Origin of the sequence: Sphingobacterium paludis (genome assembly GCF_004364125.1) — a bacterium.
Taxonomy (GTDB): Bacteria; Bacteroidota; Bacteroidia; order Sphingobacteriales; family Sphingobacteriaceae; genus Sphingobacterium; species Sphingobacterium paludis.
Genome location: NZ_SNZV01000007.1, coordinates 17195 through 36047, shown reverse-complemented (window position 1 = coordinate 36047; position 18853 = coordinate 17195). Strand labels below are relative to the sequence as shown.

General features: G+C 43.2%; 15 protein-coding genes and 1 pseudogene. 11 read left to right on the top strand and 5 right to left on the bottom strand.

Features of this window, described 5'->3' with window-relative positions; translation table 11 throughout:
• Nucleotides 1-44: 44 nt before the first annotated feature.
• From B0I21_RS14225 to B0I21_RS14215, 3 genes are all read right to left on the bottom strand, one after another.
• Nucleotides 45-1343: a sensor histidine kinase gene (locus B0I21_RS14225; RefSeq protein WP_133641153.1), complete on the bottom strand. Its 1299-nt coding sequence runs from the start codon at nucleotides 1341-1343 to the stop codon at nucleotides 45-47.
• 357 nt (nucleotides 1344-1700) lie between these two features.
• Nucleotides 1701-3122: a LuxR C-terminal-related transcriptional regulator gene (locus tag B0I21_RS20400; protein ID WP_133641152.1), complete on the bottom strand. Its 1422-nt coding sequence runs from the start codon at nucleotides 3120-3122 to the stop codon at nucleotides 1701-1703.
• 240 nt (nucleotides 3123-3362) lie between these two features.
• Complete coding sequence (locus tag B0I21_RS14215) at nucleotides 3363-4322, bottom strand: lipid A deacylase LpxR family protein (RefSeq protein WP_133641151.1); 960 nt, start codon at nucleotides 4320-4322, stop codon at nucleotides 3363-3365.
• Between the two features lie 322 nt (nucleotides 4323-4644).
• On the opposite strand from B0I21_RS14215, the pseudogene B0I21_RS14210 reads away from it, so the two are divergent.
• The 6 genes and pseudogenes from B0I21_RS14210 (at nucleotide 4645) to B0I21_RS14185 (ending at nucleotide 9048) form a co-directional block, all read left to right on the top strand.
• A pseudogene (locus tag B0I21_RS14210) lies at nucleotides 4645-5120 on the top strand (LIC11966 family surface protein).
• Nucleotides 5121-5614: 494 nt separating this feature from the next.
• The gene (locus B0I21_RS14205) at nucleotides 5615-5962 is read left to right on the top strand and encodes a hypothetical protein (RefSeq protein ID WP_133641149.1); all 348 of its coding nucleotides are present in this window, start codon (nucleotides 5615-5617) and stop codon (nucleotides 5960-5962) included.
• A gap of 134 nt (nucleotides 5963-6096) precedes the next feature.
• Complete coding sequence (locus B0I21_RS14200; protein ID WP_133641148.1) at nucleotides 6097-6939, top strand: ABC transporter ATP-binding protein; 843 nt, start codon at nucleotides 6097-6099, stop codon at nucleotides 6937-6939.
• Nucleotides 6932-7747, top strand: a complete 816-nt coding sequence (locus tag B0I21_RS14195) for a hypothetical protein (RefSeq protein ID WP_133641147.1) — start codon at nucleotides 6932-6934, stop codon at nucleotides 7745-7747. The genes B0I21_RS14200 and B0I21_RS14195 overlap by 8 nt, the downstream gene beginning before the upstream one ends.
• Nucleotides 7748-8119, top strand: a complete 372-nt coding sequence (locus B0I21_RS14190) for a GntR family transcriptional regulator (protein WP_133641146.1) — start codon at nucleotides 7748-7750, stop codon at nucleotides 8117-8119.
• A gap of 71 nt (nucleotides 8120-8190) precedes the next feature.
• Nucleotides 8191-9048: a hypothetical protein gene (locus B0I21_RS14185; RefSeq protein ID WP_133641145.1), complete on the top strand. Its 858-nt coding sequence runs from the start codon at nucleotides 8191-8193 to the stop codon at nucleotides 9046-9048.
• A 53-nt stretch (nucleotides 9049-9101) separates the two neighbouring features.
• Here B0I21_RS14185 and B0I21_RS14180 read toward each other — a convergent pair whose 3' ends face one another.
• Nucleotides 9102-10205: a mechanosensitive ion channel family protein gene (locus B0I21_RS14180; protein ID WP_133641144.1), complete on the bottom strand. Its 1104-nt coding sequence runs from the start codon at nucleotides 10203-10205 to the stop codon at nucleotides 9102-9104.
• Between the two features lie 195 nt (nucleotides 10206-10400).
• Here B0I21_RS14180 and B0I21_RS14175 point away from each other — a divergent pair, with 195 nt between their 5' ends.
• The 5 genes from B0I21_RS14175 (at nucleotide 10401) to B0I21_RS14155 (ending at nucleotide 17375) form a co-directional block, all read left to right on the top strand.
• Nucleotides 10401-11621 carry a DEAD/DEAH box helicase gene (locus B0I21_RS14175; protein WP_133641143.1) on the top strand — a complete coding sequence of 407 codons (1221 nt, stop codon included), beginning with the start codon at nucleotides 10401-10403 and terminating at the stop codon, nucleotides 11619-11621.
• 686 nt (nucleotides 11622-12307) lie between these two features.
• Nucleotides 12308-13987 (top strand): GMC oxidoreductase, encoded by a 1680-nt coding sequence (locus B0I21_RS14170; protein ID WP_133641142.1) that lies wholly within the window; start codon nucleotides 12308-12310, stop codon nucleotides 13985-13987.
• 4 nt (nucleotides 13988-13991) lie between these two features.
• Complete coding sequence (locus tag B0I21_RS14165; protein ID WP_133641141.1) at nucleotides 13992-14576, top strand: gluconate 2-dehydrogenase subunit 3 family protein; 585 nt, start codon at nucleotides 13992-13994, stop codon at nucleotides 14574-14576.
• 49 nt (nucleotides 14577-14625) lie between these two features.
• The gene (locus B0I21_RS14160) at nucleotides 14626-15777 is read left to right on the top strand and encodes a Gfo/Idh/MocA family protein (protein ID WP_133641140.1); all 1152 of its coding nucleotides are present in this window, start codon (nucleotides 14626-14628) and stop codon (nucleotides 15775-15777) included.
• Between the two features lie 140 nt (nucleotides 15778-15917).
• Complete coding sequence (locus B0I21_RS14155; protein WP_133641139.1) at nucleotides 15918-17375, top strand: aldehyde dehydrogenase family protein; 1458 nt, start codon at nucleotides 15918-15920, stop codon at nucleotides 17373-17375.
• A gap of 68 nt (nucleotides 17376-17443) precedes the next feature.
• Here the strand turns inward: B0I21_RS14155 and B0I21_RS14150 are convergent, their stop codons facing one another.
• Nucleotides 17444-18718 carry a DEAD/DEAH box helicase gene (locus tag B0I21_RS14150; RefSeq protein ID WP_133641138.1) on the bottom strand — a complete coding sequence of 425 codons (1275 nt, stop codon included), beginning with the start codon at nucleotides 18716-18718 and terminating at the stop codon, nucleotides 17444-17446.
• Nucleotides 18719-18853 lie beyond the last annotated feature (135 nt).

Here is an 18853-nt window from a genome sequence, read left to right as displayed (position 1 = left end):
GGAAGGTAGTTGAGTTGAGCTACCGCTACGAATGAGGCAATGTATCATAAGGACTCAACAGCGGGGAATTTCAATAAGATCGTGGTGCCGGCATTCTCCACACTTGACACCTTGATCTCGCCACGGTTTATTTGTATCAAGTTGTTCACCAATACCAATCCTAAGCCTGTGCCGCGCTCGCCAGATGTACCGTAGCTAGGCAGCTGTAAATTATTAAAAAGTTTTTTGACCTTTTTCTTAGACATCCCCACGCCCCAATCTTCGATAGCAATCTTTATAGCAGCGTCTGCTTTTTTTGCACTAATCTTTACTTCGCCTTGCTTATGGCTAAACTTAAATGCATTGCTCAAAATGTTTCGTAGAACGATGTGAATCTGCTCGGAATCCGCGAAGACATAAATATCGACAGGTACATCGATAACGGTTTGTATTCGCTTTGCCTTACGTTGCGCTTCCATGCTTTTAAGAACATCTAGGAGTAGCGTGTGCAAATTAAAACTGACAGGCCTACTGATAAGTCCTTGTAAGTTTTGGCTGCTCCAATGCAACAGGTTATCTACGTTTTCTGTCATAACACGCAGTTGTGATGTTACCTGTAACAGAGACTGTTTCCTAAATTCTTCGCTGGTCACTTCGTTGCTTACATGCTGCAGTATCTGGCTTGTTGCAACAAGTGGCGAACGTATATCGTGTGCAATAATTGCAAAAAGCTGCTCTTTATCTCGATTAAGAACTTCCAAGTGCTGTTGCTGCTTTTTTATCTCATCTTGATAGTTCTGCTGGATATGCTTAAAATGTCGAACCATAAAAAAGATTAAAAAAACGGCTAATGGAAGATTAAATAATAACCTTGCTTGCGGAAGCGGATCTACCGGTGAAAAGTCACTAAAAAAAGCTTTGGGAATGAGTATAGCCAATACCAGAGAGATGCTGATCAGTACGTGTGTTTGCTTATCATGAAAAACTAAGATTCCAGCGATAAGGACACAAAAAAGATAATACTCGGCAATGTGATAAAAGAAATAGCTTATGGTCCCCAAAAATAGTATCGTAATAACCGATAAGTATATTCTTGCTAGCTTAAACCGTTTCCGATGATGAAAGTAAAAAACGAATAGAACGAGCACACAATAGGTCAGGTCGACGGCGGTAAGGATAAGAATATCGGTCACCAGATTCACGATACTGTAAAAGAGAGCGCAGATGAAAGACCACGCCGCAATCAAATTAACCATACGAACTCGTCGATCTTCCAGATAAGACATATCCGTCGTTAAGCCAAAAGAGTCAACTTTAAGCCAGAAATTAGTCAAAATCCTCCAGCAATGTTGAAATATAACCATATGAATACGTCAATTTTTCCTGTTATAATAAAGCATCACCGCTTAGCGTTTTTTAAAAGTATATGTTGTTCTACTTAAAAAAATGAGCAAATTTACGGGGGTAAAGATAGCTTTTTTATCCTGAAATAATCTTCAACTGACGCATTATATACAAAGTGCTGATCAAAACCTTCGATCTATCTTTATATTGGGTTAATGTTTTGTTGGATGATGGTAGTTGTGTATCTCTTTATTTTAAGCCATAGTCTGATTGTGTATTTGCTTAAAACGAGAGGTGGTTGCTGAAATTGAGCCAGCCGACTGCGTTATGTCATGAATAGAAATACCCCATAGCTGGTAAAGACTCTTCCTTGCCACTTACTCCCGAAGCGTTTGCACCTGATTTCTATTTTTTACATCGAGTTTGACGTATAGATTGCCGATATGGTATTTTGTGGTGCTAACCGATATGAACAGCTTATCGGCAATTTCTTTATTCGTCAGCCCTTCCCATATGCACAATAACACCTCCGTCTCGCGCTCAGTAAGATCATGTAGATCTTTCAAACGTTCGCTTACAGCATATTTCTTGGCGTCTGACTGTTGGTTTTCGTCAATCGGACTTGTGATAGACCCTAGTGAAGCCTCATCAGCGGGTGTTTCCTGATGGATGAACCGAAGGTAGTTGTCAAGCTCACGCCGATTTTTTTCATTTTCGTCCTGAAGCGCACGAACCTTATAAATGATGGCAAAACTAACGCTTATAATCTCCAACGCACTTATCAAGCGAAAGGTGCCCAAATCAAAAAAAGAAAAGGTGTGGGAATCGATATGGGTGTACAAAACATACAAAATTCCGGTGAGCAAGACCAAACCAAATGCCAATACTAAGAATCGCGCATATACATCTTTTCGAAACCGCATGGCAGCCCGAACAATACAGGATCCGGCAATAACAAAGCAAAGTATATACACCATGGCATAAAAAAACAAGATGTCCGTGCAGGTATATAGTAGCGCCGCTAACAACAGCAAGACCGTGCCGTATTGATACCACGATTTATACCGACGAAAAAATGCCTGTAGATCCAGGAAGTACATTGTAAACGGGACAGCGATCAATGCGGTGATCGAATTGTTCCATACCATCAGGTAGTCTAGCGTCCATTTTCCATCGGAAAAAAAGTAAAACATACCATCCTCGTAAAAGAATGTTATGAATATGGTAAGCAACAGCAAGCAATAGGTTATAAAGCGGCGGTCTTTAAATATCAGATAGAAAACAAAATTAAATACAATAGACATCAAAGCGAGACCATAATACAGTCCGATGCGAAAGAAACGCATGGACTCCGAGCTGGTGAATGCTCCGCGTTCTTCAAGCTGAACCTCTGCGATCTTGAGTGTTCGATCCGGAAAATGCAAGATGTAAATCGAATCGGTGCTTTGCATATGGAAGCGCGGAAATCTACTTGGGGCATGTACCGGTGATGTCACATCTACCGTAGACTGCTTGCGAAGTTCGCCTTCCTCGTGTAAGAAAAGTTCATAGTCGTGGAGGTTTGCCGAGGGAATTTGGAGAATGAGGGACTTGCCTCGGAGATGCGTAGGTATAATACCTTTTACCCAGATGCCTCCGGATTCAGTTTGCATCGAATGAAGGTCTGCATTATGATATAGTTCTTTTGATGGTGATTCTACTGGAGCTTGCGTCGCATGTTCGGTAGCGTTGGCCGATTGAAAGGTTCCGCAACATAAAAACCAGATGACGGTATATGCATAAAAAGCTATGAATTGCATGGATTAGAATATCTAGTTTGGCGATTTGAATAAAGATGACTAAAGTAAGGATATTTCAATAGAAATATAGATTTATTTTCTGCACGAAATTCGATAAGGGATAAGCCACTACGTTCACGTTTGAACGCAGAATAATATTGACTTATCCGATTATAACCGTATTGCTATTTTCGTAGCTAATGCAAGTATGTTTGCTCCACACGTCAACCGCTATGTGTGAAGTTTTTGCTGCATGCTGCGCTAAAAGCGATAGAAAGAAGATATACTGCCATATTGGTGGTGTCTCGCAGGGCTTTTTATTTCCTTTGACCGGAAGGTGAGCGCGTAGTCTATCGTAAATCGAGCGCTAGAATGGTTGATGCCTATTTTTTGCTCGAAAACCAGTGGACGCATGTCAAAAGTTAGTGGGCTATTGTTTGTAAAAAGGCTTCCCTGTACGGTAGCGTCATAGGCGACATAGCGGAGCTGGGGTTTTGCGTAAAGATAAAACTCATGCTTATCCCGCTTTGGTATACTGCTGTTGCGGCTTATTGTTGCGTTGTAATGCGCTGACTGATAAAGTGGGTTGATATTTCCGATTCTAAATAAAGGACCAATCCCTACATTTGAAAAGGTGGTTCCGACGTTCAAATGGCCTTCAAGAGAAATATCAAATTCATTCTTCGCACGGAAAAGGAGCGTTGCGTAGGTAGATTGTAGGTTTACTGCGACAGCATTGCCTATCTGACCGTCCCACCCGTCAGGATAATAAAAGCCAAAGGTTCGGTGAAGTAACTCCTGAGCCTGTTGCGCCAATGCATTAGGACCTACCGTTCCTAGGCTCAGTCCTACTTTCAAGACCTGTTCGTTTGTGTAGAAAAGGTTAAGCTGCCCTTTGGCGAATAGGTGGCCTGCAAATGGCCGGTCATGTAACATCCTTGTTGGGGCATAGCCAGAGTAGGGGTTGTACATTTCCTGGCCTACCGCCACTTCGTATATTATCTTGTGTAGTTTTTTACCCTCAAGCTTACTTTGATCCATACTCTGTCGATAAAAAATAAACAAACCATTGGTGTAATAACGATCCTGCCCATACCATAAATATGCATCGTTATCCGTTTGTATCCCTATTTCGCGGCTACGTTCCTGAGATTTTAAATAATAAGGCTGAATACATAAAAAGACAATTGTCAAGTAAAGTAGTTTTAATTTGTGTGTCACAGAGTTTGTATGTTAATTTTAAATGAATTATTATGTTTATTTGAGCAATATTTAGTTTGATTATTTGTTAAATGTGGCGCAATATACAATTAATTCCTTTTAAACAATATTTTTGGTTAAACTTATTTTCTGATGAAATAATGTAACGGTTAGCTGATTGCGGAGTGATAGGTTTTTTTGTAATGTAAAGTAAATAAATCACTGTTTTCGGTGATAAAAACATATCCCGCTATCGGTTAATTTTACACGATATTAAACGTTCTATGCCGTACTTTACGTGTGTGATAGAAACAAAATAGGGCAAAATTTAATATTAAACCCAATGATAAAAACATTTTTTGTACGCTGCATAAGCGTAATTGCGCTGAGCTTGCCAAGTTGTAGCGATTTGGAGAACGCAGTCACCTATAATAATACAATCATGCGTATTATCGATAACAGCGAAAAGCACGTCTCTGCTATGAATACAGCGGTGAATACAGCCGATTACCGGAAAGCAGAAGAGATTTGCGAGCTGTGGGAAGCATCCATTGATCGAGACATCAAAAAGATAGAAGAGCTGGGTGATTTTCATGGCGATACGCTTTATCAGCGAGCCGTTTTAAACGGCTTAAAAGGTTATCAAAAATTATTACCGATGACTATCCAAAATTGATCAACATGCGCAAACAAGCCAAAGCAGACCATCCCGAGACGGAAGCGACATTGTTGAGCAATATCAACGGCGCTTTTGAAAATATGGCCAATGGAGTTAATGGTGCCAGCGATGCATTTGAAAAGAAATATAACAGAAGGTGATGTGGTGCGCATTACATAAATCTCGCGTTAGTCTGCCATCGGGGTTTTTACTCCTTTTGGTCGAATAAAAGTGCGAAACGCATGTTGCCCGCGAGCGTACTCATGCCAACAGTGTACTCCACTAGCCAGCGGCAAAGCCCCATATCTTCGCGTAGCTAATCGCCAAAAACGAAAACATTTTTAAAATAAAATTTGCATATATAAAAAAATGTCCCGAAATTGGAAGTTCATAATTCAGGCCGCTATGAGCATGGCGGCAAGTTATAATTGGTTTTGAAAGGTTTCCATTCGCCCGGATGGAAACCTTTCTCTTTTTTACCCCCGTAAGCCGCTGTGGCCACTGCAATATCAATCCCGGAGCATCGAGAATAACATGTTAAAGAGTGTTAATTTGTAACATAATGGATACACAGTTCAAACTATTCCGCACCTTTATTCGTTTGATAAAAAGAAAAGAATTTATAAATAGAATATTTCATCAAAATAATTAAGGTATGAAAAAGTTAATTTTAACAGGTTTAAGTTTAGTATTTGCACTGACACTTACGTTCGCTCAAGAGGGCAGTCCTGAAGATAAAGCAAAAGCGAAGGTCGAGAAGATTTCAGAGAAATTGATGTTGACACCAGAACAAAAGACGGAAGTCTACGACATCGTGCTCGAGCATACAAAAGCGAAATGGGCGCTCAAATCAGACACAACTATCGCTAAAGATGTTGCTGAACAACAAGCGACAACATTAAAAGCAAATGCAGACGCGAAGATTATTGAGAAGTTGACGGATGAGCAAAAGCCACTTTACGGAAAGTATATCGAAGAGCGCGATGCGAAAAAGAAAGACTAATATCTTCCAAGATTTAACAAAATAGTTATACATCACGATCTCGCTGCATACCGCAGCGAGATTTTTTTTTCACAAAATATTGACATTCACAAAATCTTTGCTACATTAGTGTATTATTTAAATAGTACACTAGTATGATAACTATCCAAAACCTTAATTTTAGCTACAGCAAAAGCCGGCCGCTATTTAAACAGATGGATCTGCAACTCAAACAGGGGCATATCTATGGCCTTCTCGGAAAAAACGCCGCAGGAAAATCCACGCTATTGAAGAATATTGCGGGGCTCGTTTTTCCACATGCAGGCAAGATCAGCGTCTTCGGGCAAGATCCTCAAAAACGGGAACCATCACTGTTGCGCGAAATCAGCTTTATACCAGAGGAGTTTTACTTGCCTTCCGTCCGCTCCGAGAAATTTGTGCGGGCCAATGCACCCTTTTATCCCAAATTTGACCAAGCCTATTTCAACGAGCTGATGCGGGAGTTCGAAATTCCCGTGACACAAAAGCTTGCCGATATGAGTTACGGACAGAAAAAGAAATATCTGATATCCTTTGGGTTGGCAACAAATACCAAGCTCATCATTATGGATGAACCAACAAATGGCTTAGATATCCCTTCGAAGGCGCAGTTCCGGAAAATTATGGCAGCGACACTGACGGAAGATCGCTGTGTGCTGATATCTACGCATCAGGTACGTGATCTCGATAACCTCATTGATGCCGTTATTTTGTTGGATGAGTACCGCGTAGCATTAAACGCTTCCGTAGAAGATATCACGACGAAATTTTGCTTTAAAAAAACGAAGGAGCTTTCTGAATCGGTGCTGTATGCAGAAAGCGCCCTGGGCGGGTACAACACGTTACAGCGTAACGACCATGCGGAAGATTCTAAACTGGATCTTGAACTGCTTTTCAACGCGGTAACACAGCGCAAAGAACAAATTACGAACCTCTTAAATAAACCTGAATATGTCTGAATCACTTGATATGCGCAGATTAATGTCTCTAATCAATAGGCAATGGATAAGCTTTGGTAAAATTTATATCATGTCGTTAGGGATCGCTGCGGGCGTGATAGCCGCTTTTTATGGCTACGCTGTAAAAGAGTTTTTTTACAATCTATCCGCTGAGCCCGGCTTTATCAACGATCTATTATCGTTTAGGCCAATACTGTTCATCTTTCTCGGTTTACTTTTTGTAACCATCATAGCAGGTACGTATTTTTCTGACCTGGGGCAGAAGCCAAAAGCGATCTTCGAAATACTCATCCCTGCTTCCCGCCTCGAAAAATTTATAACCGCCCTATTCTTTAGTTTAGTGGTAACGATAGGTTCCTACATCGTGATGTACATCGTTATTGATGTTGGGTTTGTGCTGTATTTTAGAAATTTAGCCGAGTCTATATCAGACAGTTCTTCAGCGGTAGGGCATGGGGTTATCGATAGCAAAATCCCCTATCTTTCGATGAAAGACTTCCCGCCACAATTGCCATACTTCTATTTTTTACCCTGCTTGTTGAGCGCCATTTTTCTGTTAGGATCCATAGCGTTCCAAAACTTTCAATATATAAAAACCGCGATTTCTGTTATCATCTATATCGCCGTCTGGACCATAAGTCTAGTATACCTGATGAAGCTAATAACACGCGATACGATGTCCGTAACGGATAACGGATTTTGGAATGATGACTTGGCTATTTTCCGGTTGATTTTGGGGATCGGTATCTTCCTCACGGTTTTCTTGTGGGTTATCGGGTTCTTCCGCTTAAAAGAAAAGGAGGTCTAAATGGAGTTTAGCGACAATAAGGCTATTTATATACAAATCGCAGAACATATCTGCGAGCACATCATGCTAGGCACTTGGAAGGAGGAAGAGAAATTGCCCTCTGTGCGAGAGCTCGCCGTGCAGTTGGAAGTAAACCCCAATACCGTGATGCGAACCTATGATCTTTTGCAACAAAAGGAAATTATAGCCAATAAAAGAGGTGTAGGTTTTTTTGTTACAAAAGATTCGTTAAAACAGGTGCAAACATATCGAAAGAACATTTTTCTTGAAGATGAGCTTCCTCAGGTATTCCGAAACATCTATTTACTTGATATCTCCTTGGAGGAACTGAAGAAACGATATCAGGATTTTGTTGACGAAAATTTTAATTAACCCGTGGATACGCATGTTTTTAAAAATTGATAGGAATATGCCATTTGGCCACTAAAAGACAAATTATACAAATGAAAACTAGCTCAAAATTATTGATCACACTCGCGATAGCGATCTTCATTCTTCCCTTTTCTATACTTTCGTACACCGTTAGCCGAGGTCGTGTTGGGATCGATGAATATTCCAAAACTTTCCATGCCGAAGCGACGCAAATAGACAAGGAAGACCAGTATTTAAAGACCACGGCATTAACCGCATTTCAAAAAGTACAGGTATTGGGCAGCGCTGAGCGGCCCGGCAGCGTTAACCTGATTTTTGTCAAGAGCGATAAGTATGCCGTCAAGATAGATAAGAACAAGGCGTCATATTTTAAGACCACCGTAAACGCAGAGGGAGTACTATCGATAACAGGCGATGAGCCTTATTTCTATCATAACATTATTTATATTTTCACCCCTAGTGCCCAAGAATTGATCTTGAAACATGTCGGCGCGAATATCGAAGTCGATACAGAGCGCCTCACTGTGCAGGCAGACAGCGTGACGGAATTGCGCTTTTCGCCAGAATCTGCTATCGGGGAACTCGTTGTCGAGATGAGAAATTCATCGCTAAACATGAGTAGTCCAACGCGAGAAGCGGCTTCCTCCATGGGCACCATAAGAAATGCAACATTACACCTCGTCCGCTCTGATCTCCGTATCGAAACACCCAAGGTTGATAAGATGCAGATCAAATCGGAACGGTCGAAGGTCGTTTTTGACAATCGATCACCCGGAGGTTCAATACATACGCTCGAATTGCATACACAGGGAGAAAACATCGTATCGTTGGATAGCTTGCGGGTAGGGGGCATACAAGGAACGCTTTCAGAGGAAACGACTATTGATCTGCCTATCCATCAGTTAAGAAAGCTGATCACAAACAAATAACGACGGATTTTATGCCGGCCAAACGATAGAGACGTTTGGCCGGCTCGTTACGATCACACGGTGTGGTCATTGACCAATGGGCTATTGCCATCGTTCGTCGATAGGCTAACCCGGGTTCGCGATAAGCTCTCGGGATAGTTTGTGCTGATGTATTTAATCATTTCTTCCCGAACATGGGCTCGGAGCTCGAAAGCCTGCCCCGAGTTGCGACAGCTCATCAAGCATCGTATTTCCATGGTGTGTTCCCGCAAATCGGTCACATGAAGCACATTAACCTGTCCATCCCACAAGCTGTTGGCCTGTAAAAGCGAGGTAAGCTTATCCCGTAGCTTATCAATCGGCACCGCGAAATCCGTATACAAGAATACGGTGCCCAATATTTCGGCCGTTGTCCGCGTCCAGTTTTGGAAGGGCTTCTCGATAAAATAGTTGATCGGCAGTACCAACCGGCGTTTGTCCCAGATTGCTACGACGACATACGTGAGGTTAATCTCCTCCACACGCCCCCATTCGCCTTCCACAACCAACACATCATCCATACGAATGGGCTGCGTGAATGCAATCTGAAAGCCGGCTAACAAATTTCCAAGTGATTTTTGTGCGGCAAAACCGATGATGATACCACCAATCCCAACGCCAGTAAGTAAACCTGCCCCGATCTTTCGCATATTATCAAAACTCAATAATACAATCGCAAGCGCAACCAATATAATAATACTGACCAGCAGTTTCCGAATAAATACAATCTGCGTTCGGATCTTTCGCTCCCGAAGATTGTTCTCCTTACTAATATCAAAGCGGTGGTACAGGTAGTCCTCGAACACCCGGATAATGCGGATGATAAGAATAGCAAAGCACCCAACAAAAAGTATTTCCGTGATTTTGCTAACGACAAGATGGGTTGCTGTATTAAAGCGCGTGAAGGGGAGGAGTGCATTAAAAACCAGCAGCGGAATGAAAAAGCTAAATATTTTACTGAAATGCCGTATCACAGATCGTATGACCGAATACTTGGTGTAACTTGATGATTGCTTTTTGACCAAGGGAACCGCAATCGCTTTGATAAGAATTCCCATCAAAAGCGCAAATAGAATAACCAAAAGGTTCCAGGTCCAGGAAGGCATCTTTTCCGAGAGTAACGATATATAGTGCGTCATTGATTACTAAAATTGTTCCGCCTAAATAACAGCTTACACTAGCTACAGTTTATTTTTATTTCGATTCGCTTGCGGAACCGAGCTTCGATTTGTATATGTCATGCTTGGAAATGGGCAAGTTGTAGAAATTATATATGGGATATATGTTGTGAAATTTAAAATATTCCGGTACTTTTAAAAAAACGATACAATAATTTGAAATTTACCGAATTTGGTTTCTCTGCCACTTTAGAAGAGGGCCTAGATAGCATGGGGTTTGTCGATCCCACACCCATACAAGCGCAGGCCATCCCTGTCATTTTAAAACAACACGATTTAATAGCTTGTGCACAAACAGGAACCGGTAAGACAGCGTCTTACCTGCTGCCGGTGCTTCACCGGATAGCAAACAATCCGCAAGAGCGTGTGAACACGTTGATTTTGGTGCCTACTCGGGAGTTGGCGCTACAGATAGACCAGCAGATTATGGGATTTGGCTACTTCACGGGTGCCACATCCATATGCGTGTATGGGGGCGGCGACGGCATGGGCTACGAGCAACAAAAGCGTGCTATCCGCGAAGGCGTTAACATTATCGTTGCGACACCTGGTCGTCTTTTGGCGCATATGACCTCTGGCAAGTTCGACTTTACGCACGTAGAACATCTTATCCTTGATGAGGCTGATCGTATGCTGGATATGGGATTCCACGATGACATTATGCGCATCATCAGCTATTTGCCCAAGAAGAGGCAAAGCCTGCTTTTCTCCGCAACTATGCCACCGAAAATTCGAACACTGGCAAAGAAAATCTTGCTGAATCCAGAAGAAATCAATGTGGCCATTTCCAAACCTAGTGAAGGAATTGATCAACAGGCATTCCTTGTCTATGACGATAATAAAATAGCGCTTATTAAAAGCATTCTGGAGAATCCGATGTATGAAAGCGTCATTATATTCGCTTCCAAAAAGGATCTCGTCAAACGCCTCACGCGCGAGCTTATAAAAAATGGGCTCTCTGCCGAAGGGTTCCACTCTGATCTTGAACAAGCGCAACGGGAAGAAGTCATGCACCGGTTTAAAGCGAAGCGCTTACGGATCTTGGTCGGCACGGATGTCATTTCTCGCGGTATCGACATTGTAGGCATCAGTCTTGTTGTCAATTTTGATGTACCACCAGATCCGGAAGACTATGTTCACCGTATTGGGCGAACGGCCAGAGCTGCAACAACAGGTACGGCGATCACCTTTATAAATGAGAAAGATCAATCGCGATTCGGGCGTATTGAGCGACTGATTGAAAAAGAAGTTCCAAAAAAAGAACTCCCGGAAGGATTTCCTGCTGGCCCAGTTTACGAGCCGAAAGCGAAACGACCAAGTAAACCTGTACAGAGAAAAAAGAAATTTAAAAAAGTTCATAAGCCTAAAGCAGACTAGACGAAAAATAAAAAGTACAAGATTGCGATATCCTCGGACAAGGTCTGAGGATGGCATCTTTGTCGCCATTGTATTTTTCGTTAACCGCCGCCGGTTTACAAAACCTCCATCGCACTCCGCATAGTTACCCCCTTGATTCTTATTTATCCTCGCCCAGCTTTTTTGATACTGGCGGCACGATTATGCCGGATCAGTAAAAAATTTTACTTACCATCGTTTTTTTAAAATAAAAATACTATTATTGTTAACCCTTGCGTTTAATTACTTAGGGGGAAACCTGAGATATTGAGAAGAGCAACCGATTTTATAAATGACAGTACAGATTTTTTGAAAGAATAGCTGCATATGCGAAAATTAGCTTCTGGCAAATAATGCAACCGGTTGACTTGGCTTAATAGCGAATTCGGGCGCGTATCGCTTTATATAAAAAAGCAGGTATGGCGTCGTTCAAATAGCAGCTTAGTCCCGGTTAGCGGTAGTAAATACCTACGTTGCAAAGGGCGGAAAGATAGAGAATAACCTAGCGACGTAGATAGGCAAACGCGTTGACGCGGAGGGGCCAAAAAACAATGGTCATGTAACTTTTAGCGATGAAACATTTTCGTTCTTCACTTGCCATGAAGTCTGTCGCTTACAGGAGCGCGCCTCTAAGGCCATAAAGGAGAAACTTTATACAGGAATATATTATGGAAAATATCACTTATGATGCCATTGTGGTCGGATCCGGTATTAGTGGCGGATGGGCTGCGAAAGAACTATGTGAGAAAGGGTTAAAAGTTTTATTATTGGAACGTGGCGGCCCTTATGATCATGTCAAAGATTACAAAACAGCCAACAAAGACCCTTGGGATATTCCGCATCGCGGAAGAACAACGCCCGAGCAAAAGAAAAAATATCCCGTTATACACCGTGGATGGGCCGCTTCAGAAGTAGTGATGGATGGTTGGGCGAATGAAGAAGACAGCCCATACACCGAAATAAAGCCATTTACTTGGTGGCGTAGTTATCGAATGGGTGGACGATCCATCTTATGGGGTAGGCAATCCTACCGCCTAAGTCAGATGGACTTCGAAGCCAATGAGAGAGACGGTATCGCTGTTCCCTGGCCTATTGGCTATTCCGACGTAGCACCATGGTACGATTATGTAGAAAAGTTTGCTGGCATAAGTGGATCAAACGAAAACATCCCCCATTTGCCCGATGGGCAATTTCTGCCGCCCATGGAATTGAACTGCGTAGAAAAAGACATGGCGCAACGGATAAAGACAGCGTATGATGCTAAACGACACCTGATTATTGGTCGGGTAGCGAATCTTACCAAACCCATTGAAGGGCGCGTAAACTGCCAGTATAGGAACAGATGTTGGGAAGGCTGTCCTTTTGGAGGCTATTTTAGTACGCAATCATCTACATTACCTGCTGCAAAAAAAACCGGAAATCTGACCATACGTCCCTATTCGCTCGTCACGAAAGTCCTGTATGATAAAGAGTCGAAAAAAGCCAAGGGTGTCGAGATTTTAGATACAGAAGATAATAAAACCTATGAAATTAAAAGTAAGATCGTCTTTCTCTGCGCTTCTGCATTAAATAGTACATGGATATTGTTTAATTCAGCTACCGATATTTGGCCTGGCGGATTAGGGAGTTCAAGCGGAGAGTTAGGGCACAACGTGATGGATCATCATTATAACGTTGGCGCAAGCGGTGTTATGGAAGGCTATGAAGACAAATATACGTACGGCAGACGGGCCAATGGTTTCTACATACCGAGGTTCGTCAATCTGGGCGGCGACAAACGGGACTACTTGCGGGGCTTTGGTTACCAAGGAGGCGCAAGTCGCGAAGGCTGGGGCAGGAGCGTTGCCGAACTAAGTTTAGGAGGCAATTTCAAAGATGCGCTTACAGAGCCCGGAGCATGGTCGGTCGGTGCGACAGGTTTCGGCGAGATCTTGCCCTATCATGAAAATAAAATTTCACTTGATCAAACAAAACAAGATAAGTGGGGGTTGCCTGTGCTGGCTATGGATGCAGAGCTCAAAGACAACGAATGGAAAATGCGTAAAGACATGCAGAGCGAGCTTATGGAAATGCTGGAGAAAACCGGAGCCAAAAATGTAGGAAGCTGGGATGGGGGCCACGCCATCGGGCACGGTATTCATGAAATGGGCACAGCACGCATGGGATTAGATCCCAAAACCTCTGTATTAAACAAATGGAACCAAGTATGGGATTGCTTGAATGTGTTTGTTACGGATGGTGCGTTTATGACCTCATCTGCTTGTCAAAACCCATCGTTGACCTACATGGCCATGACGGCCAGAGCTGCAGATTATGCGGTAAGTGAGCTCAAGAAAAATAATATATAGCCTTATGGATCGTAGAGAATTATTAAAAATGGTTGCCCTCCTTACCGGAGGAGCGGTAATCGGTGGAAACATGTTTTTAACAAGCTGTACATCCGGTAAGAAAGAAAATACCGAACAAGGTTTATTCTTTAGCGAATCTCAAATCGCTTTGTTGAATGAAGTCGCCGATACCATTTTGCCGACAACAACGCGGAGCCCGGGTGCAAAAGCGGCAAATGTCGGGTTATTTATGTCGGGTATGGTACGCGATTGCTATGAACCGGAAGATCAGCAAATTTTCATCAGCGGTATAGTAGAACTGGATGAGCAATGCAAAAAAGCCTATCAGTCGTCTTTTATCGGTGCTACACCCGAACAACGGCTATCGTTGCTGACGACCCTAGAAAAAGAAGCAAAAGAATTTAATGAAAAAAAGAATGACGCGGAGAAAAGAACCAAACATTATTTCCCGATGTTCAAACAATTGACCTTATTGGGGTATTTCACCTCAGAGATCGGCTGTACGCAGGCGCTCAGGTACGTGGCTATCCCTGGCCGCTATGAAGGCGATGTTCCATATAGCCGTGGTGATAAAGCATGGGCGACTTAATCGCGCTGGTGCAGTATCCATACACAGTGTATCACGTAACGAAATAAAAATGAGTACAAAGAAAATTAGGATGGGTATGATCGGCGGCGGCAAGGGCGCCTTTATAGGCGAGGTGCACCGCATGGCAGCAGCACTAGACGAGCAGATCGAATTTTGCTGCGGCGCACTTAGCGCAGATCCCGTGAGAGCGGTAGAATCAGGCCAACTACTTGGGTTAGCTTCAGATCGGATTTACCAAGGCTATCAAGAAATGATAACGAAGGAAAGCGAACGCCCAGCGGATCAACGCATCCATTTCATTAGCATCGTGACACCCAACTTCGCCCATTTTGAGCCGGCGATGATGGCTTTGGATCATGGCTTTCACGTCGTTTTAGAAAAGCCAATTAGCTTTTCGTTGGAAGAAGCCCAACTATTACAGGAGAAGGTTAGGGAAACTGGACTTTTTATTTGCCTCACCCATACCTATTCCGGCTATCCCATGGTGAAACAAGCTCGGCAACTCGTTGCCGAAGGTAAGCTCGGAAAAATCAGAAAAATTATGGTCGAATATCCGCAAGGTTGGCTGAGTACACGTATTGAGACGGATACGCCGCTTGCTGCATGGCGCACCGATCCAGAAAAAGCTGGCCAAAGCGGATGTATGGGCGATATAGGAACACACGCCGCGCATTTGGCAGAGTACGTGTCAGGATTAAAAATCACCAAAATCTGTGCAGATCTGCATGTCTTTGTCGACGGCCGTCGTCTGGAAGATGATGGTAATATCTTGTTGCGGTTTGATAATGATGCTCGTGGCGCGCTTTCCGCTTCGCAGGTTGCTGCGGGAGAAGAGAACGCGCTCAAGTTAAGAGTATACGGCGAGCATGGGGGGATGGAATGGAATCAACAGGAGCCCAATACCCTGCTGGTAAAATGGCTGGATGCGCCTGCGCAAATTTATCGGGCTGGACAGGCATACCTCACCGATGCTGCTAAGCACAATGTCAGGCTTCCGGCCGGGCATCCGGAGGGTTATATCGAAGCATTTGCAAATATCTACCGGAATTTTGCCGCCACGTTGCTCGAGGGGCTTAACGAGCGCAAACCGAATGAAATGATGCTAGACTTCCCTACAGTGGAAGATGGCGTAAGAGGAATGAAGTTTATCGATACCGTATTACGTTCGTCACGCTCCGATCAAAAATGGACGCAATTTTAAAAGCTGCTGACGTTTTGGGGGTAATCTCCTGCTTTAGCATTAGCGTTGCCGATCAGCTAAAATGAGGCGTGAACAAAATCAGAGCACCCCGTTAGGGGATGGTGTAAAATGCTTATCTTGGGAAGGTTAAGAGATAGCATATGGAGCAGTATACCCCGTTTACGGAAATAGAACGCCTGTACCGACAGCAAGTCGCAAAAAAAGATTATTATAAGCTTAAGGATGCGAATTGGCGGAAGATACTTCTACAAAAATTATCGGCAACGATCAACGCCTATCAGGAGGATATAAAGCAGGCCCTGCACCAAGACTTTAACAAAAATGCTGTCGAAGCAGAAATCACAGAAATTATGGCCGTTCAGATGGAGATTAGGGAGGCGGCCAGCAATATAAACCGTTGGATGCAAGACAGAAATTGTCGAAGAAGTTGGAAATTTTTTTCGATCAAACCTTATCTGCATTATGAACCTAAAGGCAATACGCTGATTATTACCCCCTGGAATTATCCTTTCCAATTACCGATGTCGCACTTGGTATCTAGTGTCGCGGCCGGAAATACTGTCATGTTGAAGCTTTCAGAGCATGCCTGGCACAGCAATCAGGTCATTCGGCGTATTGTGCAGGATGTCTTTGAAGAAGAGCACGTGTGTGTGGTAGAGGGGGCGGTAGCAGAAACTACGTTTTTACTCGGCTTGCGCTTCGACCACATACATTTTACCGGTTCTTCCGCCATTGGGAAAGTGGTTATGCAGGCAGCCAGTCATTTCTTGTCAGGTGTGACACTGGAATTGGGCGGCAAATCTCCGGCTATTGTTGATAAGGATGTAGCGATACGTGAGGTAGTCAAAAATTTGATCTGGGCAAAATTTATTAATGCCGGTCAAACCTGTATTGCTCCGGATTATGTACTAATCGATAGTTTTTGGAAGGGGCAGGTGGAACGCATATTTGTCGAAGAGATACAACACGCGTTTGGTGCAGACGCTAGCCAGTCTCCAGACTTGGCGCGTATTATCAATGATCGGCAATACGGACGTTTAGCAGATGCGTTGCGTGATGCCGTACAGCGCGGCGCTTCTACCCTTGTCGGTGGACAAACAGATGCCCGTAGCCGTTTTGTTGCACCCACAGTAATCACAGCGGTAGATCCAGAAGCTGTCATCATGCAAGAAGAAATCTTTGGTCCGCTATTGCCGATCGTTTTCTACAACGAGGTTGACGAAGCTTTTGTCGAAATAAAAGGCCATGAAAAGCCATTAGCCATGTATATTTTTAGTAAGAATAGGGCATTTGTGAAGCGGGTGATCGCGAACACGACGGCGGGTGGCACCTGTGTGAACGACGCCATGGTACATGTGATGCACCCTAGTTTACCGTTTGGCGGCGTCAATAATTCGGGCATTGGCCAATCTTTTGGCTGGTATGGCTTTCGTGCTTTCTCCCATGAGCGCGCGATAGCCGATGTGAAGCTGATGCCGCTATCGAAATTTTTTTGGTTTCCTTATACCGATAAAACCACGCGTCTACTGCGTTTGTTTCGACGATTTATGCCTAATAGCCGATCTGAAATAAAAATAAAAAAGGCATCGACAGCATAAACATCGCCCTACCTAGCGTCTGCTGATAAATCATTAAAAGAGCGGTGTAGTCTACAGTCGATTGCCCGCTATCGTTTCTTATTTTTCTTGGTCATTTTAGCTTTCAGGCCGCTACCATAGTTATAGGTTTTGCTGTTGCTTTCCTTTTTTTTATGAAATGCACCACCTTGCGACTCGTCAAATGAATCTTTTTCTTTCGGATGGTCTGTCGGGCGATAAATGATAAGATTGTCAGGAAGGGGGGAAACAGGAATTTTTTTTCCGAGCGACTGTTCTATTTTCCGAAGTTCTGGAAGTTCAATATCGGTCGCAAAAGTAATAGCAATAGATTCGGAAGTAGGCGTTTTTAAAATGTGGGACACAAAAATGTCACTGCTTTCCGGAATTTCAAAGTGAAAGATAAAGGGAATATTAGATAAATCAAGATTCGTTAACCCTTCATTCGCAACAAGGAGGATGCGGCATTCGGGTATTTGATGGAAATCGCGAATGTCGTCGATGCCAGCATCTTCATGAAAGAACGGCTTGTAAATCGCGGCCTCACCTTTAGGCGCGTGCAAGCGTTTAAGAAGATTATGTGCCGTCAGTCGGTTGTTCACAAACACGACAACTTTATCAAAAATTTCCTCATCGCTCATCAAGGTGTTTAGTAGGTTGATTTTGGTCGTGAAGTTCGGTACGTGATACAGCATAAGTTCGTGCGTTTCTACAACTTCGTCACCAAGCTCATCGACTTCTACGATTGTGGCAAATGGCATAAAATCATCGACCATCACATGCAACTTATCATGTTCTACGGTGCTGAATGCCAGGTACTGCACATCACCACAACTTTGCGCTAGCTCTCTTACATTTGTTTGCATGCCTTGCTTCACCATTTCTTCCGCATCATCGATAATGAATGTTTGTATACGATTCAGGTTAAGCCCAAGTTTCAAATATACCGCTCGGGCGCGATTCGGCGTTGCTACGACAATATCTACACCACGAACGAGGTTCTCGATCTCTTCTTCCATGCTTCCGCTAGCTTTAAGCCCCATGATATGGAGGTCTTTATTCTTACTGATGGTAAAAAAACGATCAATTATTTCGTTGATTTTTTCTTCGTTGGGTGCCAAAATTAACACCTTCGGCGCTTCATCTCGTGTATACTTTAAACGCATCAACACCCCAAGTACATAGGTTGTTGTTTTTCCCGCGCCTTCCGGGGCAATGCCAATCATACTTTGTCCACCGATAATACGAGAGAGTGATTTTAATTGAATTTCTTTCGCTGTAAAATAACCCAAATCGGTCATGGATGTATGAAGGCGCTTGCTAAGTTTTAATTTCTCTAAAGACACGGCAGAATGTTTAATTGAATACCAAGCCACAAAGGTAATCAAAATTTAACGCAGTTGAGGATAGAGAAATCCGCGTGCTCGTATAGCATAGCTATTTTTTGATTCGGAAACGCAGCAGTTGCGAGCGACTCCGCA

Bases quoted from the DNA above. Each gene is read 5' to 3' on its own strand.
- B0I21_RS14225 (WP_133641153.1), bottom strand. From the start codon at position 1,343: ATGGTTATATTTCAACATTGCTGGAGGATTTTGACTAATTTCTGGCTT.
- B0I21_RS14190 (WP_133641146.1), top strand. From the start codon at position 7,748: ATGGAGTTTAGCGACAATAAGGCTATTTATATACAAATCGCAGAACAT.
- B0I21_RS14195 (WP_133641147.1), top strand. From the start codon at position 6,932: ATGTCTGAATCACTTGATATGCGCAGATTAATGTCTCTAATCAATAGG.
- B0I21_RS14185 (WP_133641145.1), top strand. From the start codon at position 8,191: ATGAAAACTAGCTCAAAATTATTGATCACACTCGCGATAGCGATCTTC.
- B0I21_RS14160 (WP_133641140.1), top strand. From the start codon at position 14,626: ATGAGTACAAAGAAAATTAGGATGGGTATGATCGGCGGCGGCAAGGGC.
- B0I21_RS20400 (WP_133641152.1), bottom strand. From the start codon at position 3,122: ATGCAATTCATAGCTTTTTATGCATATACCGTCATCTGGTTTTTATGT.
- B0I21_RS14205 (WP_133641149.1), top strand. From the start codon at position 5,615: ATGAAAAAGTTAATTTTAACAGGTTTAAGTTTAGTATTTGCACTGACA.
- B0I21_RS14180 (WP_133641144.1), bottom strand. From the start codon at position 10,205: ATGACGCACTATATATCGTTACTCTCGGAAAAGATGCCTTCCTGGACC.
- B0I21_RS14165 (WP_133641141.1), top strand. From the start codon at position 13,992: ATGGATCGTAGAGAATTATTAAAAATGGTTGCCCTCCTTACCGGAGGA.
- B0I21_RS14200 (WP_133641148.1), top strand. From the start codon at position 6,097: ATGATAACTATCCAAAACCTTAATTTTAGCTACAGCAAAAGCCGGCCG.
- B0I21_RS14170 (WP_133641142.1), top strand. From the start codon at position 12,308: ATGGAAAATATCACTTATGATGCCATTGTGGTCGGATCCGGTATTAGT.
- B0I21_RS14155 (WP_133641139.1), top strand. From the start codon at position 15,918: ATGGAGCAGTATACCCCGTTTACGGAAATAGAACGCCTGTACCGACAG.